Annotated in this window: 16 protein-coding genes and 1 tRNA gene; 6 read left to right on the top strand and 11 right to left on the bottom strand. The window is 69.6% G+C overall.

Going from position 1 to position 22,712, the window contains the following annotated elements; genetic code table 11:
* Nucleotides 1–30: 30 nt before the first annotated feature.
* Nucleotides 31–2,307: a glycoside hydrolase family 3 N-terminal domain-containing protein gene (locus tag CUT39_RS00095; RefSeq protein ID WP_198586748.1), complete on the bottom strand. Its 2,277-nt coding sequence runs from the start codon at nt 2,305–2,307 to the stop codon at nt 31–33.
* 271 nt (nt 2,308–2,578) lie between these two features.
* Between CUT39_RS00095 and CUT39_RS00090 the strand changes: the two genes are divergently transcribed.
* Nucleotides 2,579–3,607: a LacI family DNA-binding transcriptional regulator gene (locus tag CUT39_RS00090; protein WP_100443917.1), complete on the top strand. Its 1,029-nt coding sequence runs from the start codon at nt 2,579–2,581 to the stop codon at nt 3,605–3,607.
* On the opposite strand, the gene bioB is transcribed toward CUT39_RS00090, so the two are convergent.
* Nucleotides 3,608–4,675: a biotin synthase BioB gene (bioB, locus tag CUT39_RS00085; RefSeq protein WP_100443916.1), complete on the bottom strand. Its 1,068-nt coding sequence runs from the start codon at nt 4,673–4,675 to the stop codon at nt 3,608–3,610.
* A 259-nt stretch (nt 4,676–4,934) separates the two neighbouring features.
* Between bioB and CUT39_RS00080 the strand changes: the two genes are divergently transcribed.
* Nucleotides 4,935–5,840, top strand: coding sequence for a C40 family peptidase (locus CUT39_RS00080; RefSeq protein WP_232805506.1), 906 nt, complete (start codon nt 4,935–4,937; stop codon nt 5,838–5,840).
* On the opposite strand, the gene CUT39_RS00075 is transcribed toward CUT39_RS00080, so the two are convergent.
* Entirely contained in the window at nt 5,806–6,837 is a 1,032-nt protein-coding gene (locus tag CUT39_RS00075; RefSeq protein WP_100443914.1) for a TerC/Alx family metal homeostasis membrane protein, read from the bottom strand. The two genes, CUT39_RS00080 and CUT39_RS00075, sit on opposite strands and share 35 nt — an antisense overlap.
* Before the next feature lie 272 nt (nt 6,838–7,109).
* Between CUT39_RS00075 and CUT39_RS00070 the strand changes: the two genes are divergently transcribed.
* Nucleotides 7,110–7,400: an antibiotic biosynthesis monooxygenase family protein gene (locus CUT39_RS00070; RefSeq protein WP_100444051.1), complete on the top strand. Its 291-nt coding sequence runs from the start codon at nt 7,110–7,112 to the stop codon at nt 7,398–7,400.
* Between the two features lie 19 nt (nt 7,401–7,419).
* On the opposite strand, the gene uvrB is transcribed toward CUT39_RS00070, so the two are convergent.
* Nucleotides 7,420–9,477, bottom strand: a complete 2,058-nt coding sequence (uvrB, locus tag CUT39_RS00065) for an excinuclease ABC subunit UvrB (protein ID WP_100443913.1) — start codon at nt 9,475–9,477, stop codon at nt 7,420–7,422.
* Nucleotides 9,478–9,575: 98 nt separating this feature from the next.
* Here uvrB and CUT39_RS00060 point away from each other — a divergent pair, with 98 nt between their 5' ends.
* Nucleotides 9,576–10,961, top strand: coding sequence for a hypothetical protein (locus CUT39_RS00060; protein ID WP_157930394.1), 1,386 nt, complete (start codon nt 9,576–9,578; stop codon nt 10,959–10,961).
* Nucleotides 10,962–11,018: 57 nt separating this feature from the next.
* Here CUT39_RS00060 and coaE read toward each other — a convergent pair whose 3' ends face one another.
* The 4 genes from coaE to CUT39_RS00040 all read right to left on the bottom strand — a co-directional run bounded on the left by coaE (nt 11,019) and on the right by CUT39_RS00040 (nt 17,376).
* Nucleotides 11,019–12,209, bottom strand: a complete 1,191-nt coding sequence (gene coaE / locus CUT39_RS00055; protein WP_100443911.1) for a dephospho-CoA kinase — start codon at nt 12,207–12,209, stop codon at nt 11,019–11,021.
* 68 nt (nt 12,210–12,277) lie between these two features.
* Complete coding sequence (gene rpsA, locus CUT39_RS00050; protein ID WP_100443910.1) at nt 12,278–13,777, bottom strand: 30S ribosomal protein S1; 1,500 nt, start codon at nt 13,775–13,777, stop codon at nt 12,278–12,280.
* Nucleotides 13,778–13,996: 219 nt separating this feature from the next.
* Complete coding sequence (polA, locus tag CUT39_RS00045; RefSeq protein ID WP_100443909.1) at nt 13,997–16,696, bottom strand: DNA polymerase I; 2,700 nt, start codon at nt 16,694–16,696, stop codon at nt 13,997–13,999.
* Between the two features lie 68 nt (nt 16,697–16,764).
* Nucleotides 16,765–17,376, bottom strand: a complete 612-nt coding sequence (locus tag CUT39_RS00040) for an ANTAR domain-containing response regulator (RefSeq protein ID WP_100443908.1) — start codon at nt 17,374–17,376, stop codon at nt 16,765–16,767.
* Nucleotides 17,377–17,571: 195 nt separating this feature from the next.
* Here CUT39_RS00040 and CUT39_RS00035 point away from each other — a divergent pair.
* Nucleotides 17,572–17,645 (top strand) — tRNA-Leu (locus CUT39_RS00035).
* Here the strand turns inward: CUT39_RS00035 and CUT39_RS21580 are convergent.
* From CUT39_RS21580 to CUT39_RS00020, 3 genes are all read right to left on the bottom strand, one after another.
* The gene (locus tag CUT39_RS21580) at nt 17,605–18,717 is read right to left on the bottom strand and encodes a recombinase family protein (protein ID WP_408611074.1); all 1,113 of its coding nucleotides are present in this window, start codon (nt 18,715–18,717) and stop codon (nt 17,605–17,607) included. The genes CUT39_RS00035 and CUT39_RS21580 overlap by 41 nt on opposite strands.
* Before the next feature lie 965 nt (nt 18,718–19,682).
* Nucleotides 19,683–20,543, bottom strand: a complete 861-nt coding sequence (locus CUT39_RS00025) for a TRM11 family SAM-dependent methyltransferase (RefSeq protein WP_157930392.1) — start codon at nt 20,541–20,543, stop codon at nt 19,683–19,685.
* Nucleotides 20,530–21,240 (bottom strand): hypothetical protein, encoded by a 711-nt coding sequence (locus tag CUT39_RS00020; RefSeq protein ID WP_157930391.1) that lies wholly within the window; start codon nt 21,238–21,240, stop codon nt 20,530–20,532. The genes CUT39_RS00025 and CUT39_RS00020 overlap by 14 nt, the downstream gene beginning before the upstream one ends.
* A gap of 183 nt (nt 21,241–21,423) precedes the next feature.
* Between CUT39_RS00020 and CUT39_RS00015 the strand changes: the two genes are divergently transcribed.
* Nucleotides 21,424–22,689 carry an IS701 family transposase gene (locus CUT39_RS00015; RefSeq protein ID WP_456298044.1) on the top strand — a complete coding sequence of 422 codons (1,266 nt, stop codon included), beginning with the start codon at nt 21,424–21,426 and terminating at the stop codon, nt 22,687–22,689.
* The last annotated feature ends 23 nt before the right edge of the window (nt 22,690–22,712 follow it).

Genomic DNA, 22,712 nt, shown 5'->3' with positions numbered 1-22,712 from the left:
TGTAAGCGTTTTCTTGCCGTGGTCTGCATACTAGCCGACTGTGGCGCGGGTCTCCAAGCGCCGGGTCCCCGGTTCCAGGCGGCGCGAGTCGGTCACCCCGACCTCGACCGTGCCCGCGATGTCGCCGGCCGAGCGGGCCAGCCGCAGTTCCAGGGTCCCGGCCTCGACCACCCAGTCGCCGTCGGCGCCGATGAAGGCGGCCAGGTCGGCCGGCATCGCGAAGCGGGCCTCGGCCGCTTCGCCCGGGGCTAGGCGGAGCTTGGCGAAGCCCACCAGGCGCTGGACGGGGCGCACGGTGGAGGCGATCGGATCGTGGAGGTAGAGCTGGACGACCTCGACGCCCGCGCGGGAACCGGTGTTGCGCACCTCGACGGCGACCTCGACCGTCCCGTCCGGGGCGACTTCGGCACCCGAGTGCAGTCGGGGCTCGCCCCATTGGAACTCGGTGTAGGACAGGCCGTGGCCGAAGGAGAAGCGGGCGGTCGGGTCGACGGTGGAGACCTCGCTGCGCTGGGCCAGTTCGGGACCGAGGTAGGTCGCCGGCGGGGAGTCGGCGCGGGCCGGTACGCCCACCGGCAGGCGCCCCTCGGGCTCCACGGCGCCGGTGAGGACCTCGCTGACGGCGCGGGCACCCTCCTGGCCCGGCAGGAAGGCCTGGACGATCGCGGCGGCCCGGTCGGCGGCGTCGCCGAGGGCGTAGGGGCGGCCCGAGATCACCACGACCACGGTCGGGGTGCCGGTGGCGAGCACGGCGTCGAGCAGCTCGGCCTGGCGTCCGGGCAGAGCGTGCGAGTCCGCGTCGCAGCCCTCGCCGGAGGTACCGCGGCCGAACAGGCCAGAGCGGTCGCCGACGGCCACGACCGCCAGCTCGGCGCCGGAGGCGGCGGTGACGGCCGCCTCGATCTCGGCGTCGGTCGCCTCCAGGACCGAGCCGCCGGCGGCGTGCTCGATCCGTGCGCCGGGCAGGTCGGCGGTGAGCCGCTCGCGCAGGGTGGGGATGTCGACGCCCATCTCCGCGGCGTCGAGGCGGCCGTGGTGGTTCGGGAAGGCGTAGCAGCCCAGCATGACCGCCTTGTCGTCGGCGACCGGTCCGACCAGTGCCAGGTTCTCGGGGCCGGCGAGCGGGAGCGTGCCGTCGTTGTCCAGCAGCACGATCGAGCGCCTGGCGCACTCGGCCGACAGCGCGCGGGCCTCGGGCGGGTCGAGGTCGATCCGGGTGGGCGGGTCGGGCGGCTCGTCGAGCAGGCCGAGGCGGACCTTCTGGGTCAGGACCCGCTCGGCGGCGCGGTCGACCAGGTCCTCTCCGATGCGACCCGAGTCGACGGCCTGGAGCAGCGGATCGCCGTAGCAGTCGGCGTTGGGCAGTTCGACGTCGATGCCGGCCGACAGCGCGAGCTCGGCGGCTGCCGAGCGGTCGGCGGCCACGTGGTGCAGCGAGTTCAGGAAGTTGATCGCGAAGTAGTCGCTGACGACGACGCCCTCGAAGCCCCACTGGTCGCGCAGGACCCCGGTGAACATGTCGGCGTCGGCCGCGACCGGGACGCCGTCGTTGGCCGCGTAGGAGTTCATGACCGAACCGGCGCGGCCGATGCGCACCGCCATCTCGAACGGGGTCAGGTAGGTCTCGGCCAGTTGCTTCGGTCCCATGTAGACCGGGCCGAAGTTCCGGCCGGCCAGAGAGGCCGAGTAGGCGACGAAGTGCTTGAGGGTGGCCACGATGCCGGCGGACTGGAGGCCGGTCACATAGGCGGTGCCGACGGCGCCGGTGAGGTAGGGGTCCTCGCCTACGGTCTCCTCGGTGCGGCCCCAGCGGGAGTCGGCCACGACGTCGAGCACGGGGGCCAGGCCCTGGTGGACGCCCAGGCCGCGCATGGAGGAACCGATCTGATGCGCGGCGGCGTGGACGAGGTCGGGGTCGAAGGTGGCGCCCAGGGCCAGCGGGGTGGGGAAGATGGTGGCGCCTTCGGTCATCAGGCCGGTGAGGCATTCCTCGTGGACCTGGGCGGCGATCCCGAAACGGCTGGTGTCGCGGATCTGCTTCTGGACGGCCGCCAGGCGGGCCGCCCCCTCGACGGGGTCGACCGGCGCCGAGCCGAACGGACGGGTCAACTGGCCGAGGCCGTGGGCCATGGCCTCTTCCTCGCTGAGACCGCCGGTCTGCTCGCTCTGGTGGGGCGCCATGTCCCCTGCGTCGGCGTCCACGTCTCGCCAGAGGCCCACAAGCTGCGCGCACTTCTCAGCAAGCGTCATCTGCTTGACCAGACCGGCCGCGCGCTCGGCCGCCTCTGCGGGGGTGTCGGTGTCCATGCCACTCCACTCAACGGCCCGAGACTTGCTACCTGGGGGGCTATCTGGGCCGATAGTTTCTGAAACTTTTCTGATCGGTTCCGATACAGGTTTGGACACCATAACATTGATTACGCGGGAGTTCTAGCGCTCAACAACCACCGAAAACGGGGTTTATGACGTCGAATCGATCAGGATTTGACCGAAACTTTCGGACACGCGGTGTGAGGGTCCGTACCTGGCTATAGGATGTCGGCGGCTACCTTGGAACGTACCGACCACGGGAGGACCCTTGACCGAAGCCGAACAGGGACGCGTCACGATACGCGCCATCGCCGACGAGGCCGGCGTCAGCGTGCCCACGGTCTCCCGGGTCATCAACGGCCGCTCCGATGTCGCACCGGAGACTCGCAAGCGCGTTGAGACCCTGCTGACCGAGCGGGGCTACCAGCGCCGCCGTTCCACTCGGACGCCCAGCCGCAACGCCCGCCTGGTGGACCTGGTGTTCAACGAGCTCGACAGCCCCTGGGCCGTCGAGATCATCCGCGGCGTCGAAGACGCCTGCCACGCCCAAGGGGTGGGCACGGTCGTCTCGGCCATCCACCGGCGCCGGGCGGCCAGCGAGCAGTGGCTCGACAACCTGCGCACCCGCGCCTCCGACGGGGTCATCCTGGTCGTCTCCACCCTCTCCTCCCCCATCCTCGAGCAGTTGCGGCACCTGCGGGTCCCGATGGTCGTCCTCGACCCGGCCGGCGGACCGGTGATGGACGCCCCCGCGATCGGGGCCACCAACTGGGCCGGGGGCATGGCCGCCACCGACCACCTCATCGAGCTGGGGCACAGTCGGATCGGATTCATCCACGGCCCCAAGCAGGTGCTGGCCTCCCGGGCCCGCTTCGACGGCTACCGGGCCGCCCTGGACGCCGCCGGGCTCACCTACGACCCCGCGATGGTCTACGACGGCGACTTCTACCACCAGTCGGGCTTCGACGCGGCCAAAGAGGTCCTGGCCCTCGCCAACCCGCCCACGGCGATCTTCGCCTCCTCGGACCAGATGGCCTTCGGCGCCTACGAGGCGATCCGCCAGCGCGGGCTGCTCATCCCCGAGCACGTCAGCGTGGTGGGCTTCGACGACCTGCCCGAGTCGCGCTGGACGTCGCCGCCGCTGACGACCGTGCGGCAGCCGCTCTCGGAGATGGGAGCGCTAGCTGCCCGGACGGTGCTGGAGCTGGCCTCCGGCAACGACGTCGAATCGCCCCGGCTGGAGCTGGCCACCGAGATGGTGGTGCGGGAGTCGACCACCCGGCACCAGGGCCGCTGATCAGGCGTTGGGCGCCTGCTCGGTGCCCGCGCCGCGGCGGCGGACCCGGACCGCCTCGCGCACCGGCTCCGGGGCGCGGTCCAGGCCGAGCGGGACCATGCCCGCGTCGGCGATGAGCTCCAGGTCCTCCCGCGCCGCCTGGCCCTCGCTGGTCAGGTAGTCCCCCAGGAAGATCGAGTTGACCACCTGCAGGGCCATCGCCTGGAGGTGCCGCAGGTGCGCTTCGCGGCCGGCCGCGAGGCGGACCTCGGCCGACGGATTCGCCAGCCGCACCATCGCCAGGATCCGCAGGCACCGGCGGGGGTCGAGTTCCCAGCGCCCCTCCATCGGGGTGCCGTCGAACGGCAGCAGGAAGTTGACCGGGATCGAGTCCGAACCCAGTCCCCGCAGCCGGAGGGCGACCGAGGCGAGGTCGGCGTCGGACTCCCCCATACCGGCGATCAGACCCGAGCACGGCGACATGCCGGCGTCGCGGGCGGCGCCCACGGTCTCGACCCGGTCGTCGAAGGTGTGGGTCGAGCAGATCTCGGCGTACTGGTCGGCCGAGGTGTTGAGGTTGTGGTTGTAGGCGTCGGCGCCGAGGGCGGCGAGCCGTTCGGCCTGCTCGCCCTGGAGGAGCCCGAGGCAGGCGCAGACCTCGACGCCCGGGCTGGCGTTCTTGACCGCCGCGATGGTCTTGCCGACGCGCTCGACGTCCATATCGGTCGGTCCGCGGCCGCTGGCGACCAGGCATACCCGCGAGGCGCCGCCGGCGACGCCGGCCCCGGCCTGACGGGCGGCCTCCTCCGGGGACAGCCACGTGTACTTCAGTACCTCCGCCTCCGACCCGAGGCGCTGCGAGCAGTAACCGCAGTCCTCGGGGCACAGTCCGCTCTTGAGGTTGACCAGATAGTTCAACTTGACGCGGTTCCCGAAGTGGCGGAAGCGGAGTCGGGCCGCCGCTGACACCACGTCCATCAACTCGGAGTCGCCGCTCGCCAGCACCGCCTCCAGGTCGGCGGCGTCGGGCGTCCGCCCCGCGTCGGCGTCGGCGGACAGGTGTGCGAGGGCGTCGTTCACATCCGGCATGGCAAGATCCTGCCACAGGTTCGGGACCGGTTATGTTCCGGTTACCTCCCCGCTCGATAGGTGGAACCGACCGTCCTGTGCCCGTGAGGGCCACGCCGTCCCGACCACGGTGCTCTTGCTACAGTGAGTGATCGGTGCTGCGTGGAACGCGGCGGGCCGGTGGAGGATCCCCCTGCTCGCGTCATGAATACCGAACCAGCCGAACACTCGGAGAGAACCAACCGTGCCGATCGCACCAGGACAACCGGCCTTGATCGCCGTGGCAGTCGCCACCCTCTGGGCCTCACCTTCGGCGCCGGGATCTGAAGACCGGCTCGCTCTCGGCGTTCCGTCCGCCGTCCGGGACTGGGTCGCCCGCCTCACCAGCGACGTGCGCGCGCACGGGCTCAAGGGCCGGGCGCGCACCCAGTGTCTGCTGGGGACCGAGGTGGCCGTGGAGCGGATCGAGGACCTCTGGGCGGAGGTGACCTGCCCGCGGCAGGAGACCTCGGGCTGGGTGCCGCTCGATCAACTGGTGAATCCGGCCGACGACGGCCACGCCGGTGCCGAGCATCAGGTCGTCGCCACCGCCACCGCCGTCCGGGACGAGCCCGGCGGCGACGTCCTCATCCCCGGCGTCACCCTCGGGACCCGGCTGCGCGTGGTCGGCGAGGACTACCGGGGCTGGGTGCCGGTCTCATTGCCCGGGCCGCAGCAGCCCGGCTGGGTGCCGGGGCGGGACCTGTCGGCCGAGCCGCTCGACGCCGGCCGGGACGAGGCGCCCGCGACGTCGATGATCGCCTGCGGCCTGGACGCGGTCAAGCTCGCCCAGCAGATGCTGGAGATCCCCTACCTCCACGGCGGCATCAGCGCCTACGGCATCGACGCGCCGGGCCTGGTGTGGATCGTCTACCGGCAGCTCGGGATCGACGTCCCGCGGTTCAACGAGCCGCTGGCCGGGACCGGCGACGAGGTCGAATTCGACGACGTGCTCCCCGGCGACCTCGTGTTCTTCGAACACGGCGGCGACTCGTTCCTGCCGGCGATCGTCGCCGAGCGCGGCCAGGCCGACCTGCCCGAGGTGATCTTCGCGTCGCCGGTCTACGGCAAGGTCGTGATCGAGTCGATCAAGGACTCCGAGCTGGGGACGATCACTGCTTGCCGGCGGCTGCGGTCGCGGGGGTAGCGGTCGACTCGGCGAACAGGTCGGCCCAGGTGCGGCCCTGCCGACGCAGCATCACCCAGTTCGCCAGCACCACCGCCGACAGCACCGCGGCGATGAAGCCCAGCGACAACCAGGTCGGGATGTGCGGGATGTGCAGCGGCCGACCGGCGTTGATGAACGACAACTGGTTCGCCGCCAGGCCGTTGATGATGAGCTTGACGCCGATCCACCCCAGGATCGCCGCCAGGCCGAGCGCCAGGAAGTGCAGGTGGCGCAGCAGCGCCGCCAGGAGGAAGTAGAGCTGGCGCAGCCCGAACAGGGCGAAGATCGTGGCCGTCCACACCAGGTAGGGCTCCTGGGTGAGCCCGAAGATGGCCGGGATCGAGTCGAGCGCGAACAGGATGTCGGTCGAGCCGATCGCGAGCATCGCCAGGAACAGCGGGGTCACGTACCGCTTCCCGTCGAACCGGGCCATCAGGCGCCCGCCGTGGTAGTCGGGAAGGACCCGCAACCGCCGCTGCGCCCACCTCATGAACCGGTTGGGTTCATAGCTCTCCTCCTCGCCGCTGCCGCGCAGCAGGCCCCAGGCGGTCCAGATCAGGATCGCGCCGAAGATGAGGAAGACCCAACTGAACCGCTCGATCATGATCGCCCCGATGGCGATGAAGACGCTCCGCAGCACGATCGAGAGCACGATGCCGACCAGCAGCACCCGCGACTGGAGCGGATCGGGCACGCGGAACGCCTGGATGATGAGCAGGAAAACGAAGAGGTTGTCGACCGACAGGGCCTTCTCGGTGAGGAAGCCGGCCAGGAACTCGCCCCCATAGGTCGACCCCTGGGTCAGGAACATGACGCCGCCGAACACGAGCGCGGCGGCGATGTAGACGCTGGACCAGAGGGCGGCCTCGTGCATACCGGGACGGTGGGGATTCCGGATGGCGAGCGTCAGATCCACGACGACGACGGCCGCCAGGGCCGCGATGGTGAGGACCCAGACCCATGCTGGGAGTTCCAATGTGTTGCCTTCCTTATCGGTGGAGGGTCACATGGTCTCTCCCGATCCGCCTGGATCAGCGCCACCGGAGACCGTCTGCGGTCTCGTGTGTTGACGACGACGCTAACAACGCAGTGCGCGCTGCGGGATACTCCCCATATACCGGATTTTGTTTTGCCGGGCCCTATTATGCACGCGGTTATCCGACATGGCATCAGTCGGATATGTGACTTGGCTCTCCGAGCATAAGTGTGATGCGATTCGAGGTCAAGCGCCTGTGGAAGGCTCCGAGCGTGGTTCTCGAAGTAGCCGAAATCAACGTCGTCCCGGGCCGCGAGGCCGACTTCACCGAGGCGTACCGGCGCGCCCGCGGGCTCGTGGCCGCCTCCCCCGGGCTGCGCTCGATGCGCATGACCCGCGGAGTCGAGTCGCCGAGCCGGTTCGTCCTCCTCATCGAATGGGACTCGGTCGAGGCCCACGATCAGGGCTTCCGCCGGACCGACCGCTTCGGCGCCTGGCGCGAGGCCCTCGGCCCGCACTTCGCCGAGGCCCCGCGCGTCGAGCACTTCGAGGACGTCGAATAGCACTGCGGCCGACCAGCGGTCAGGCGCTCCCCTCGTCGATCTCGCGGAGCTCCCGCTTCAGGTCGCCGATCTCGTCGCGGAGGGCCGCGGCCAGTTCGAAGCGAAGTTCCCTTGCCGCGGCGAGCATCTGCTCGTTCCGCTCGTCGATCTGCTGCACGATCTCGGCGCGCACCTTCGCCGCGCCCTTCTCGCGCACCGCCCCCTCCCGCGACGGCCGGGCGTCCTTGACCAGCTCCTCGGTATCGGCCGCGGTGTCGTAGAGGTCCTCCATGATGTCGCCGATGCGCTTGCGCAGCGGCGTGGGGTCGATGCCGTGCTCGGTGTTGTACGCGATCTGCTTGGCGCGCCGCCGCTCGGTCTCGTCGATCGCGGCCTTCATCGAGTCGGTCAGGTCGTCGGCGTACATCAGCACCGTGCCCGAGACGTTCCGCGCGGCCCGGCCGATCGTCTGGATCAGCGAGGTCGACGAGCGCAGGAAGCCCTCCTTGTCGGCGTCGAGGATCGCCACCAGCGAGACCTCCGGCAGATCCAGGCCCTCCCGCAGCAGGTTGATGCCGACCAGGACGTCGAAGTCGCCCCGCCGCAGCTCGCCCAGCAGCTCCACGCGGCGCAGGGTCTCGACCTCGGAGTGCAGGTACTGCACCCGGACGCCGTGGTCGAGGAAGTAGTCGGTGAGGTCCTCGGCCATCTTCTTGGTCAGCGTCGTCACCAGCACCCGCTCGTGCTGGGAAGCGCGAGTGCCGATCTCGTGCATCAGGTCGTCGATCTGGCCCCGGGTGGGCCGGACCTCGACCCGCGGGTCGACCAGGCCGGTGGGGCGGATGACCTGCTCGACGAATTCGCCGCCGGCCCGCTCCAGCTCCCACGGTGCGGGCGTCGCCGACAGGTAGACCGTCTGGCCCACTCGCTCGCGGAACTCCCCGAACCGAAGCGGCCGGTTGTCCTCGGCGCTCGGCAGCCGGAAGCCGTGCTCGACCAGGTTGCGCTTCCGCGACGCGTCGCCCTCGGACATGGCGCCGATCTGCGGCACCGTCTGGTGCGACTCGTCGAGGATGGTCACGAAGTCCGACGGGAAGTAGTCCAGCAGCGTGTGGGGCGGCTCCCCCGCGGCCCGCCCGTCGATGTGGCGGGAGTAGTTCTCGATCCCGTTGCAGGAGCCGGTCTGCTTCATGTTCTCCAGATCGAACACCGTGCGCATGCGCAGCCGCTGGGCCTCCAGGAGCTTGCCCTGCGATTCGAGCTCGCCCAGGCGCTGCTCGAGCTCGTCCTCGATCGTGCCGATCGCGCGGGCCATCGTCTCGTCGCCGGTGGCGTAGTGCGACCCGGGGAAGATCAGCACCCGGTCCACCTCGCGCACCACCTCACCGGTGAGCGGATGCAGGTAGTAGAGCCGGTCGATCTCGTCGCCGAACATCTCGATCCGGATCGCCAGCTCCTCGTAGGCCGGGATGATCTCGATCGTGTCGCCCCGCACCCGGAAAGTGCCGCGGGTGAAGGCGATGTCGTTGCGGGAGTACTGGACGTCCACCAGCCGCCGCAGGAGCTTGTCGCGGTCCCACTCCTGGCCGACCTCGACCTCGGTGGCCTGCTGGAGGTACTCGACCGGGGTGGCCAGGCCGTAGATGGCCGAGACCGTCGCCACCACGACCACGTCGCGGCGGGTCAGCAGCGAATAGGTGGCGCGGTGCCGCAGCCGCTCGACCTCCTCGTTGACCGAGGCGTCCTTCTCGATGTAGGTGTCGCTCTGCGCCACGTACGCCTCGGGCTGGTAGTAGTCGTAGTAGGAGACGTAGTACTCCACCGCGTTGTTCGGCAGCAGCTCCCGGAACTCCTTGGCCAACTGCGCGGCCAGGGTCTTGTTGTGGGCCATGACCAGCGCGGGCCGCTGGAGCTTTTCGATCAGCCACGCCGCGGTCGCCGACTTGCCGGTGCCGGTGGCGCCCAGCAGCACCACATCGCGCTGGCCGGCCTCCACCCGCTCGGCCAGTTCGGCGATGGCCGTCGGCTGGTCGCCGGCCGGATCGTACTCGCTGACGACTTCGAAGCGCCCCTCGGCGCGCGGGATATCGAATGCCACGCGCCAACGGTAGCCCGGACCCCCGACAGGCCACAGGCCGGTGACTTTTCCGGGCCCCGATCGTTGGTCCCTCTGTGAGCACCGATACCACCAAGCCCGTGAAATCCGCCCTGCTTTGGACCCTGGCCGTCCTCCTCGCCATCGGAGCGGGCGGCTGGCTGGCCCTCTCCCGCGGGGGCGACCAGGCCGAGGCCGAACGGCCCGTCACCGACCAGGAGGCGCAGATGCTGGCCGGCCTGCGCCAGCGCAACCACGAAGGCGATCCGGTCGCCGTCCGGCTCCGGTTCCCGGTGGAGGGCGAGGAGGTCGTCGTCGACGGCTATCTCGACTGGGAGCACCCGCTGCTGTACGCCCGCACCGCCGGCGCCGACGGTGAGGACCGGCTGGTCCAGGCCATGCCGGGCCTGGTGGCCACCCGTGCCGACCACGAGAAGTTCGACCGGGCGCAGGTCCCGGGAGGGGACTGGTCGCCGCGGCAGATGCTGGCCGGCGGGGCCACGCCCGACGAGTCGATGTTCGACATCCTGGTCTCGTCACTGTTCACGGTGTCCGGCGAGCGGGAGGACGACCCGGCCTACCTCGCCGAACACGCCACCTGGCGGGAGGAGGGGCTGGTCGACGGCGTGCCCGTCGACACCTTCCGGGCGCCGATCCTGGTCGAGTCCGACGGGGCCGACACGGCCGCGGGCACCCGGCCGGACGCGCTCTATTCGCTCGACGAGGACGGCCGGATCCGCCGCTTCCAGGTCAACACCGGCGGCGACGAACTGGCGTCGGTCGAGTTCCTGCGGCAGGTCGAATTCGACGCCGCCGGACTGGAGCCGATCGACCTGCTCGGCGGACCGGCGATCGACCCCGGCGAGGTCGACGCCGAGCTCGCCTCGGCGATCGTGGAGGCCCGACAGGCGAACTGGGCGGCCTCGGCGACGGTGGAGATGCGGGTGCCGGTCGGGGACGGCGAGGTCGCCGACGGGCACGGCTTCATCGACTGGCGGACCATGACCGCCTACCTCAACGTGCACGACGCCGACGGCCACCACCTGCTGCTGGCCCGGCCCGGCGGCGTGGCGCACCTGGAGGTGGACTCGGACGAGCTGCCGCGGCCGCTGCCGACCGAGGGCTGGGAGGCCCGCGCGCTCGGCGACGACGAGGCATCGGAGCTGTTCGGCCCGGTGGAGACGATGACGTACCGGCTGCTGGAGACGGCCTCCGAGGACCCGGGCGAGGCCGGGGCGGTCGCCGAGGAGGCGTCGCTGCTGCGGGTCGACGGGGACGCCGAGCCGGCGACCTATGTGGTCGAGTTCCCGGTGGCCGGCGACGCGGAGGCCGAGGCCGGGGAGTCGGCCTTCCGGTACCACGTGGCCGACGGCAGGCTGGCAGAGGTGGAGCTCATGACGTTCTGGGGTGTGGGCGGCGCCGAGCTGGCCTACGAGGACTACCCGGTGATGGCGATTCCCTGGACGGTCAGCGACACCATCGGCTGAGCGCCGAGGGACGCCGCGGGATCCGGTCGGGTGGCCGGATCCGCCGTCCGTCGCCGGTCAGCAGACGGGGGGTTTCCAGCCGGTCGTCTCGGCCCACCGGCCCGCACGCGGCCAGGCCTCGCGCAGGAACCAGGGCTCCTTGGCCTCGGCGTAGGCGGTGGCGGAGTCGACCTTGGCGGCCAGTTCTCCCTTGGCCTCGGCGTAGTCGGCGCAAGCCTCCGGGTCGGCGCGCAGCCAGTCGCGGAACAGCAGCGCGAACCGCTGCCCGGGACTGTCGATCCGGCGGAAGTGGACGTGTGCGATGTTGCCGGGGTCGGCGTAGCCGTAGAGGCGCTTCTCCCACTCGGCGACGTCCGGCCGTTCGGGTTTGGGTTCGTCGTGGGCGACACCGCCGAAGAACCCGGCTTCCCCGAGGCGCTGTTCCAGCATGTCGACCGCCCGGAGCGTCACGACCGTGACCTGGATGTCGATGATGTCCTCGGCGGGCAGTCCGGCCACGGCGGTGGACCCGACGTGGTCGATGCGGACGGCGATGGGCCCCATGATGCGGCGGAGCCGGGCGGCGAGGTGCTCGAAGCGGCGCGGCCAGGCCGGGTCGGACTCTACGAACTGGAGTTTCTCAGGCCGCCGTTCGGCGCGTCCGGCACGGAGGTTGTCGGCGAAGGGGACGATCCGTTCGTCCCACAGCATGGTGACGCGCCGTTCGAGCTGTTCGATGCCGTCGCGGTTCTGGAGGACGACGTCGCAGGAGTCGCGGCGCTCGGCGTCGCTGGCCTGGGACCGGATGCGCCGATCGGCGTCGGTGCGGTCGAGGCCGCGGGCGACGAGCCGTTCGAGCCGCAGCTCCGCCGGCGCTTCCACGTCGATGGCCAGGTGGAAGCCGGCCGCCTGACCGGTTTCGGCCAGCAGCGGGATGTCTTGGACGACGATGGCGTCGTCGGATCGGGTATCGGTGAGCTCTCGGGCCCGTTCGCGGACTCGCGGGTGGATGATGGCTTCGAGTTCGGCCCTGGCGTGCGGGTCGTCGAAGACGATCTTCGCGAGCCGGGCACGGTCGAGCGCCCCTTCGGCGTCGAGGATCTTCGGGCCGAAGCGGGTGACCACCGCGGCGAGACCCTCGGTGTCAGGGGCGACGACCTCTCTGGCGAGGACGTCCGCGTCGATGACGTAGGCTCCCAGCTTCTCGAGCTTCGCCGCGACCGTGCTTTTACCGGCTCCGATGCCACCGGTCAATGCGACTTTAAGCACATCTCAAACACTACCCGCCCCAGGCGAACAACCTGGGACGGGTAGTGGTCTGTCGGCTTAACGAGCGGCTAGCTCCCGGCCAGCTTCTCGCGCAGGGCGGCGAGAGCCTCGTCGGTGGCCAGCGTGCCGGACGGCTCCGCGGGGGAGGCCGCCGCCTTCTTCTCGGTGGCCTTCGGCTGCTTCGGGCTCTTCTCCGGCTTTTCGCCCTCGGCGGGCTTGGCCGGCGGCTCGGTGATGGTGCGCTCGGCGATCTGGCGGCCGTGCTCCTCCCAGCGGGCACGGGCCTCGGCGTACTGGCGCTCCCACTCTTCGCGGGCCTCGTCGTAGCCCTCCATCCACTCGCCGGTCTCCGAGTCGAAGCCCTCCGGGTAGATGTAGTTGCCCTGGTCGTCGTACTGCGCGGCCATGCCGTACAGGGTCGGGTCGAACTGCTCCTCGTTCTCCACGTAGGCCTCGTTGGCCTGCTTGAGGGAGAGCGAGATGCGGCGGCGGTCCAGGTCAATGTCGATGACCTTGACCATCGCGTCGGAGCCGACCTTGACGACCTGCTCGGGCACCTCGACGTGGCGCTCGGCGAGCTCGGAGATGTGGACCAGGCCCTCGATGCCGTCCTCGACGCGGACGAACGCGCCGAACGGGACGAGCTTGGTGACCTTGCCCGGCACGATCTGGCCGATGGCGTGGGTGCGGGCGAACTGGCGCCACGGGTCTTCCTGAGTGGCCTTGAGCGAGAGGGAGACGCGCTCGCGGTCCAGGTCGACCTCGAGCACCTCGACCTCGACCGGCTGGCCGACCTCGACGACCTCGCTGGGGTGGTCGATGTGCTTCCAGGACAGCTCGGAGACGTGGACCAGGCCGTCGACCCCGCCGAGGTCGACGAAGGCGCCGAAGTTGACGATCGAGGAGACCGTGCCCTTGCGGACCTGGCCCTTGGCGAGCTGGTGCAGGAACTCGGTGCGGACCTCGGACTGGGTCTGCTCCAGCCAGGCGCGGCGGGACAGGACCACGTTGTTGCGGTTCTTGTCCAGCTCGATGATCTTGGCTTCGAGCTCGCGGCCGACGTACGGCTGCAGGTCGCGGACGCGGCGCATCTCGACCAGCGAGGCCGGCAGGAAGCCGCGCAGTCCGATGTCGAGGATGAGGCCGCCCTTGACCACCTCGATGACCGAGCCGCGGACGACGCCGTCCTCTTCCTTGATCTTCTCGATCGTGCCCCAGGCGCGCTCGTACTGGGCGCGCTTCTTGGAGAGGATCAGGCGGCCTTCCTTGTCCTCCTTCTGGAGGACGAGGGCCTCAACGTGATCGCCCACAGCGACGACGTCTTCGGGGTCCACGTCGTGTTTGATCGACAGCTCTCGCGAGGGGATGACGCCCTCGGTCTTGTAGCCGATGTCGAGCAGGACTTCATCCCGATCGACCTTGACGACGGTACCTTCGACGATATCGCCGTCGTTGAAGTATTTGATGGTCGCGTCGATCGCGGCAAGGAGATCCTCGTCAGAGGCGAATTCGTCGACCGTGGTGCTGTTCTCAGCGTTGCTCGAGGTGGCCTCGATGCTGCTCGTCATGTGGGCTGGTGCTCCGGATACGTTTCAGATTCGTCAGTTCGCGTCCGCGTCTTCGACAGGCGCGAATGCTCGCAATTGCCAATTCCCGGGCCGTCCCGCCGTTCGACCGGCGCGTGCCCTGCTCCCTTCTGAGGGCACAGACGTGCCTAGGCTCATCCAGGTTACCGTGCGCGATAATGCCGCGCCACCTCGGGCCGCAGGTGGTGTCGACAGCCACCGTCAGTGGGCCGCGGCCTCCCAAGAATCGCCGAAGCCGGCCGAGACGGTGAGCGGGACGGCCAGCTCGGCGGCGCCGGCCATCTGCTCGCGCACCAGCTCCTCGAGCCGGTCGGCCTCCCCGGGCGCGACCTCGCACACCAGCTCGTCGTGGACCTGGAGCAGCACCCGGGAATCGAACCGGTCGCGGCGCAGCTCCCGGTCGACCCGGAGCATCGCGGTCTTCATGATGTCGGCGGCGCTGCCCTGGATGGGGGCGTTGAGCGCGGCCCGCTCGGCCATCTCCCGGCGCTGCCGGTTGTCGCTGGTCAGGTCCGGGAAGTAGCGGCGCCGGCCCATCATCGTCTCGGTGTAGCCGGTCTTGCGGGCCTCCTCGACCGTCCGGTGCAGGAAGTCGCGGACCTTCCCGAACCGGTCGAAGTACTCGTCCGACAACTGCTGGGCCTCTTCGGTGGAGACACCGAGCTGCTGGCTGAGCCCGTAGGTCGACAGGCCGTAGGCCAGCCCGTACGACATCGCCTTGATCTTGCGGCGGTGCTCGGCGGTGACCTCGCCGGGCGCGACGCCGAAGACCTTCGCCGCCACGGCCCGGTGGACGTCCTCACCCGACTTGAACGCGTCGATCAGGCCCTCGTCGCCGGTCAGGCTGGCCATGATGCGCATCTCGATCTGGCTGTAGTCCATTGTCATCAGCGACTCGTAGCCGTCGCCGACGACGAACCCGGCGCGGATGTCGCGCCCGGCCTCGGAGCGGACCGGGATGTTCTGCAGGTTCGGGTCCGAGGACGACAGGCGGCCGGTGGCGGCCACGGTCTGGTGGAAGGTGGTGTGGATGCGCCCGTCCGGCTGGATGGTGGCGCGCAGCGAGGCGACGATCTGCTTGAGCTTCTCGACGTCGCGGAAGCGGAGCAACTGCTCCAGCAGCGGGTGCTGCGTCTTCACGTAGAGCTGCTGCAGGGCCTCGGCGTTGGTGGTGTAGCCGGTCTTGGTGCGCTTGGTCTTGGGCATCTCCAGCTCGTCGAACAGGATCTCCTGGAGCTGCTTGGGCGAGCCGACGTTGAACCGGCGCCCGACGATCCGGTGGGCCTCGTCCGTGGCCTCCTTGGACTTGGCCGCGAAGCTCGCCTCGATGCCGGCGAAGTGGCCCTCGTCGGCGGCGATGCCGGCGATCTCCATGCGTGCGAGCAGCCCGGTGACCGGGTACTCCAGCTCCTCGGCCAGGCGGGTCTGCTGCCGCTCGTCCAGGCGCCTGCGCTGCTCGACGGCCAGGTCGGCAATCGTGGCGGCCGCGGCGCAGTCGGCCTCGAACCGGGAGTCGCCGTCGGCCATCGCCGCGTCCAGGCCCTCCAGGGCTCCCTGCCCGGCCGGCTGCGCGGCCTCCTCCAGCTCCCGGCCGAGGTACTGCATCGCCAGGTCGCCGAGCGCATAGCTGCGCTGCTCGGGCTTGAGCAGGTAGGCGGCGATGACGGTGTCGGCCCGCAGCCCGGCCGGCTCGGGCCAACCGGCGGCCCCGGCGCCCCAGTTGAACGCCTTGGCATCGTGCACGACCTTGCCGCGCTCGCCGTCGCGCAGCCACTCCACCCAGACCCGGTCGTCCTCGGCGTCGAGTTGAGAGGGGTCGAACCAGAGCGCCTCACCGCCCTCGGCGAGCGCGATCGAGTCGAACGAGCCGGTCCCGGATTCGAACCGGCCGGTGTAGGCGACCGCGACCTCGCCCTCGCGCGCGCCGAGCCATTCGCCGAGCCCGCCCGGTTCGAGCCGCCGAGCGTGGAGGTCCTTGGTCTCGGTCTCCTTGGAGGCGATCTCGCCGACGGCCTTGTCGCGGAGGCTGTTGTTGAGGCGGTCGCCGAGGGTGCGGAACTGGAGCGCGTCGAACAGGTCGCCGGTGTCCTGGACCGACCAGCCCTCCCAGGCGAGGTCGTCGAATCCGGCGGGCAGGTCGAGGTCGGCGACCAGGTAGTTGAGACGGTAGTTGCGCAGGACCTGGTCGAGGTGGTCGCGGAGGCTCTGGCCGGCTTTGCCGCCGATCTCGTCGGCCTTGGCGACCAGGTCGTCGAGCGAACCGTATTTGGCGATCCATTTGGCGGCGGTCTTGGGACCGACGCCGGGCACGCCGGGGAGGTTGTCGGCCTTCTCCCCCACCAGGGCCGCCAGGTCCCGGTACCGGCCGGGGGGAACGCCGTACTTCTCCTCGATCGCCTCGGGGGTGTAGTGGGCGAGGTCGGTGACGCCCTTGACCGGGTACAGGACGGTGACCTCGTCGTTGACCAACTGGATGGCGTCCCGGTCTCCGGAGGAGATGAGGGTCTTGGCTCCGGCGGCCTCGCCTCGGTTCGCCAGGGTGGCGATGATGTCGTCGGCTTCGTAGTTGTCCTTGGTGAGCCACTTGATGCCGAACGCCTCGAGCAGGTCCTGGATGATGGGGATCTGGCTCTTGAACTCCGCGGGGGCCTGGTCGCGGCCGTCCTTGTACTCGGCGTACTCCTCGGTGCGGAACGTGCGCCGGGAGACGTCGAAGGCGACGGCGATGTGGGTGGGCTCGTGGTCCCGCAGCAGGTTGATGAGCATCGAGGCGAAGCCGTAGACGGCGTTGGTGACTTGGCCGTCGTCGGTGGAGAACTTCTCGGCGGGCAGCGCGAAGAAGGCTCGGAAGGCCATCGAATGGCCGTCGATCAGCAGCAGGCGGGTTTGCGAAGCGGTCACGCCTCAGAGCCTATCGACCGACTCCGACATCCCCCGGACAAGTCCGGTAACGGCGCGCCCCGTGGGGGCTACTCCTGGGACTCCTTCTCCTTGGCCTCGTCGACGACGCGTTCGGCGACGGCCCGCATCGACAGGCGGTGGTCCATCGCGGCGCGCTGGATCCAGCGGAAGGCGTCCGGTTCGGCCATGCCGTACTGGGTCATGAGCAGGCCCTTGGCGCGGTCGACCAGCTTGCGGACCTCGAGGCGCTCGTTGAGGTTCTCCACTTCCTTCTCGAGCGCGGTCATTTCGGCGAAGCGGGTGATGGACAGCTCGATCGCCGGCACCAGATCGGATTTCTGGAAGGGCTTGACGAGGTAGGCCATGGCTCCGGCGGACTGGGCGCGGTTGATCAGATCGCGCTGGCTGAAGGCGGTGAGAATGACCACTGGAGCGATGCGCGCGGACACGATCTTCTCGGCGGCCTGGAGGCCGTCCATGATCGGCATCTGGATATCGCAGATCACCAGGTCGGGCCGGTGCTCCTGGGCGAGCCGGACGGCGGCCTCGCCGTCGGCGGCCTCGGCTGCGACCTCGTAGCCTTCCTCGGTGAGCATCTCGGCCAGGTCGAGGCGGATGAGCCCCTCGTCTTCGGCGATGAGCACGCGCTTCCGCGGCTCCTCGGCGGCCTTGCTCGTCATGCGTGTCCGTACCTTTCATGCGCGTCTGGTCGGTAGGGCGGCGGTGCTGCGGGCGCACCGGGAAGTCAGCTTATCCGGCTACAGGTCTGGCCGCATCCGCCTATGTCGAGCGTTTCGTGCAGCCGGGCCCTACTGTTGACCGCTCCGCCCCAGGAGTATCATATGCTGCGGCCCGGGCCCAGCGGCTCGGTGCCCGGGGCGGTATTCCAATTGGCAGAGAAAACGGATTCAAAACCCGTACAGTGTGGGTTCGAGTCCCACCCGCCCTACGTCACAGACCCACACGTCACCGGCGGTACGTGTGGGTCTTTCGTCTTCTGGGCGTTTTGCCTGCTCAGCCAGCAACCCCCGTAGCGTCGGGATGAGCGCCCGGGACACCGCCGCCCGGCACGTCAGCGTCCGCCTCGCCGGATCGTAGGCCAGCTCCACCCGGAACGCCTCGAGCAGCCGCCTGACCAGCTCGTCGGGAAGGCGACCGAGCTCGAGGTCGACCACCGGTACCGCCTCGATGACCTCCTGGTCGGGTACCTGCTCCAAGTCCCGCTCCAGCCGCGCCAACCGATCGGCCAGCTCGCGCCGCTCCACCCCCAACTGCCGCTGACGGTCGGCGACCCCCGCGATCAACTCGCTGTCGACCTCGTCGGCGATCTCCAACACCCGCACCAGCTTCGACCGCCGCTCATCGACCTCGGTCAGCGCGGCGGCTACAGCATCGCGCTCGCGGCGGTGTCGTTCCGGACCTTCGGCCCGGGCGCGGCGCATCAGCGCCTCGAGGTTCCCGCTGCGGGCCGCGCCGGTGAGGTAGGCGCGGAAGAACCGCTCCAGCGCGCCGGTGACCAGCTCCTCGCGCAGGTAGGTCGCCGCTGGATGCCCCGTCGGCCTGGAGTGCCGCTTGGGGTGGCAAGAGTAGTAGGTGCGGGTCTGTCGGCGCTTGCCGTACATCAGCAGGCCGCACTGGCCGCAGCGCACCATCGACCGGTACCGGTAGGTCGCCGCTCCGGTCGAATTGGGTTGCTTGCTGCGGCGGCGCTGGGTGTGGGTGCCGATCTGCTGGGCGGCCGTGAACAGCTCCGGGTCGACGATCGCCTCGTGGACCGGCTCGGCCGACCACACCCATTCGCTGACCGGGTTGAGTCGGTTGCCGCCGGTGGTGGTGGCGTGGCGGTTCCAGACCATGTAGCCGGTGTACTTCGGGTTCCGCAGGATTTCGCGGATCGAGGAGCCGCACCAGTTGCCGCGGGTCCGGCTCGGGTCGCCCGGTTCCGGCGGCGGGTTGACCACCAGGTCCTGGTTGAGCCGTTCGGCGATGGCCACGTAGCCCAGCCGCTGCCCGACGCGCATCTCGAAGATCCGCTTGACCACCGCGGCTTTCGGCGGGTCGGTCACCAGGGTCGTCTTCGAGCGGCCGGCGGCGCGTTTCTCGGGTACCGGATGCGGCACGCGCTTGGCCCGGTACCCGTAGAGGGGCTTGCCGACGTTGAAGCCCGACTGGGTGTGCGTCTCGAACCCGCCCCAGGACTTCTCCAGCAGGTCCAGGACGTACCACTCGCTGATGCCCTGTTTGACCCGCCTGGTCAGCACCGTCGTGGCGTTCTTGAGCTTGCGGCGGGCGACCATGATCGGTTCGTCGGCCGCCAGCAGCGCCACCCCCTCTTCCTCGAGGAGGTATTCCAGCCGGGTCGAGTAGTAGGTCTTCCGGGCGATGCGGTCAATGGACTCGCACATGACCACGTCGAAGAGGCGGTCGCGTTTGGCGGCCTCCTGCAGCAGGTCGTTGATGCCGCCGTTTCGCGGCACTGGGATGTCGAACCGCTCGTGAGCGTTCCCGGTCCCCCGCTTGCTGAGCTCGGTCCGGCCGCTTTCGACGTCGTAGTAGTGGGCGACCACCTGTGCCCGGTCGGGCAGGCTCTTTCGGACCGAGCTCAACTGCCGCGGAATCGATATCGTCGGGTCCTGCAGGTCGTCGGTCGAGGTGCGCCCCATGAACGCCACGCGCAACGTCCCATCCGAATGGGTCTCCGACGGGCCGGGAAGGACTCCTTCCACCAGCCAGGGCGGCGCTACTGCTTCAACCATTCGATCACTTCCATGAGAACTCGTGCTTGCTCCGCCTCCAGAACGGGCCTCTCATGGTCTTCAAGTTCGGCCAGCTCCCAGTCCAGGACCACTGGTGGCTCAGATCCGTTCTGGCGCTCGGAGCTGTCACCGCCACTGGCCATGATATGCCCATTTTGGAGTTTCGGTGTGTGACCGTATGCCGACTCCAGGGCCGTGCCAAGCGGCCTGGCCAGCGTGACTCCCCCGATTCATGAGGCCCTACCGAAAACGAGCACGTCCTCATGCACCCGCAAGAACGAGGGTTCTCCTGCCTGGTGCAGGGCGCGGACGCGGTTCTTGTGGAAGAACGTCGCGTGGACTCGCAGCAGTCCCCCGGTCCACCGGCCCAGCAGTGCGGCGTGCCGCTCGCTCAACGCGAACCCCGCGTTCGCGGCGGTTTGGACGATCAGCGACGGGAAGTCGATGGTGACCCCGGCTTCGGTGAACGGGCGGGCAGTCACCACCAGCACACCGTCGGGCTTGAGCACCGCAGCACACTCGGCCCAGACCCGTTCCAGCCCGGCGGTGAGTTTCCGGACCGACGAGGTAGCGAGCTGAGCCGGATGCGCCGCTCCGCCGGTGAAATACCGTTTGTCCCGGCTCTGGACGCCGCCGGCGGTCTCGCGGTAGGTCTTCGGCCTGCCGTGGGTGACCGAGCCGTAGGGCGGGCTGGTCACGATCAGGTCGACCGGCCGACGCAGCCGCTTCTCCTTCAGCAGGGTCGCCAGGTCGGCGGCGTCGCCGCTGAACACCTTGCCCCAGGAGCCAGTGCGTGATGCGGTCGCGTCGGCCACCTGGCGGCGGGCGAGTTCGACCCATTCTCGTTCGCAGTCGACGCCGACAGCACTTCGCCCGAGTCGGACGGCCTCGATCAGAACCGTCCCGATCCCGCACATCGGATCGAGCACGACTTGGGCGGGACGGCTGTACCGGTCGATGGCGGCTCGGGCGATGGACGGCCACATCTTCGCCGGATGCTGCAGCACTTCGGGTGCGTACAGGTCATCGCGTTGCCAGCGCGGATGCCGCTGGCCGCTGGCCCAGATCGACGATTCCTCAGTTCCGCTCAAGGTCACCGTCCGAGGTCGCGGGCCGCTTGCGCCAAACGGCGATGTCGAAATGGCGGGTCAACGGCTCACTGGGCCGGAGCGGTCGCCTCTCACGATGCACCGCAGCAGCGACAGAGGCATCGAACACCCTCTTCGGGGCGGCCACCAGGTAGCCGATGAACTCCAATCCCAGCGCCGCCGCGCTCGCCTCGCTCCGGCCACGGCGGCTCGGACGACTGAAATCGGACAACTCAGCCGCTTCGATATCAGTGCGTCCGAGCAGCACCACCAGACCACCAGGGCGCATCGCGCCGACCAGGGCCGCCATCGCACCCGGCCATGTCAGGACCTCAGCCGAGCACAGGGCCAGGGCACACGATCCATGGAGTTTCGCCATCCTGACGGCTGCGCTCTCGTAGTCGATCGCTTGGAAGATGGCGAGGCCCTGCTTGGAGGCCGGGAGCGTCGCCTGGGCTCGAGCGAAGGCGCCGCGGTCGGCGCCGAAGACAAGTGCCCGGCGTCCCGCCCGGCAGATTGACGCCCAGCCGGGCAAACTCACGGCCATGATCGGGCCCCGAGCGGGCTTGAGTTCGGCGAACAGATGCGCGGTCAAGTCGGCGACATCGCTGACGGTCCAGACGGTCAACGGCACGTCGAGCGCGCCGTAACGCTCAGGCGGGTGCGCGCGACCGTGGCGGCGGTGGTGTTGCTGGGGCAAGGCGGTGCCTCGCCGGGTACCGAATCGGCCTGGGCACCCCAATTAAGACACGTGGTTAGTACTCCAGTGAGAGTTCAGGTTGTGAGCTGCGGGGATGCCGTCGCTGGGCGCGGGACGGCCGCCGTGATCATTGTTGTTGTGAGGCAACTGAAGAGCACGACGGCCGCTTTGGCGAGTGTAGACGTGGGCCGCTGGCGGTCTGACCTGGACGCGCTGTGGGCGCGCCTGGCTTCGGCGTTCCGGCGGATCGAGACCAGGCAGAACGCGAAGCGCCTGACGCAGGCGATGATGGCGCATCTGGAACGGCGCAACTGCTGGACCCTGGCCGAGCATGCAGGCGAGGCCGGGCCCTGGCGGTTCCAGCACCTCCTCTCCCGTGCGAGCTGGGACGATGCACAGGTCCGGTCCGAGATCCGCGCCTGGGCGTCCGAGCAGCTGAGCACCGGAGCGGGCCTGCGGGTCCTGGCCGTGGACGAAACCGGCGATGTCAAGAAAGGCGATCGGACGGTTGGGGTGCAGCGGCAGTACTCGGGGACGGCGGGCCGGATCGAGAACTGCCAGTTGGGGGTCTACCTCACCCTGGCGACCGCGGCCGGGCACGCGCCGGTCGATGTCCGCCTCTACCTGCCGAAGTCCTGGACCGACGATCCCGGGCGGTGTGCGGCGGCGGGTGTGCCCGAACAGGTCGGCTTCGCCACCAAGCCCGAACTGGCCGGCGATATGATCGAGGCCGCGCTCGATGCCGGAATCGGCGCCGACTTCGCTGTCGGCGACGAGGCCTACGGCGTCAACCCCGACCTGCGCGCCCGGCTCGAAGCCCGCGGCCTGCCCTATGTCCTGGCCGTCGCCTGCACTACCCCGGTCGCTGTCGAAGCGGGTAAGACCACCGCCGCCGAAGCCATCGAACAGGCAGGAGTCGCCTGGCAGCCCCGATCGGCCGGAGACGGCGCGAAGGGCCTGCGGTGTTATGACTGGGCCTGGATCGATCTCGTACCCGAACGCGGCGGGCACGCGCATCTGCTGGCCCGCCGGAACCGGCGCACCGGCGAACTCGCCTACTACCTGGCCTGGACCCTCACAGCAGTCCCGCTCCAGACACTGGTCACGGTCGCCGGGATGCGCTGGAGGATCGAGGAGACCTTCCAGGGCGCCAAGGAACTCGCCGGACTCGATGAGCACCAAGTCCGGACCTGGACCTCGTGGCACCGGTGGGTCACCCTCGCGATGCTCGCCTACGCCTTCCTCGCCGCGACCCGCGCCCGCGAATCCGACCCGGACGAGTCCGACATGATCCCGTTGACCTGCAACGAAATCCGCCACCTGATAGTCAGTGCAGCCGCGCCCGACCTCAACTGGCAACACCGGCTCCGCTGGTCGACCTGGCGACGCCGCCACCAAGCCACCGCGAAACAGCTCCACTACCAGCGACAACTCACCCTCGCCGCATGAAACCCGAACCTACAACTGGAGTA

The sequence above is a fragment of the Glycomyces xiaoerkulensis genome, assembly GCF_002798405.1.
Lineage (GTDB): Bacteria > Actinomycetota > Actinomycetes > Mycobacteriales > Micromonosporaceae > Glycomyces > Glycomyces xiaoerkulensis.
The sequence above is the reverse complement of the archived record's forward strand: the minus strand, read 5'-3'. Positions and strand labels throughout refer to the sequence as shown.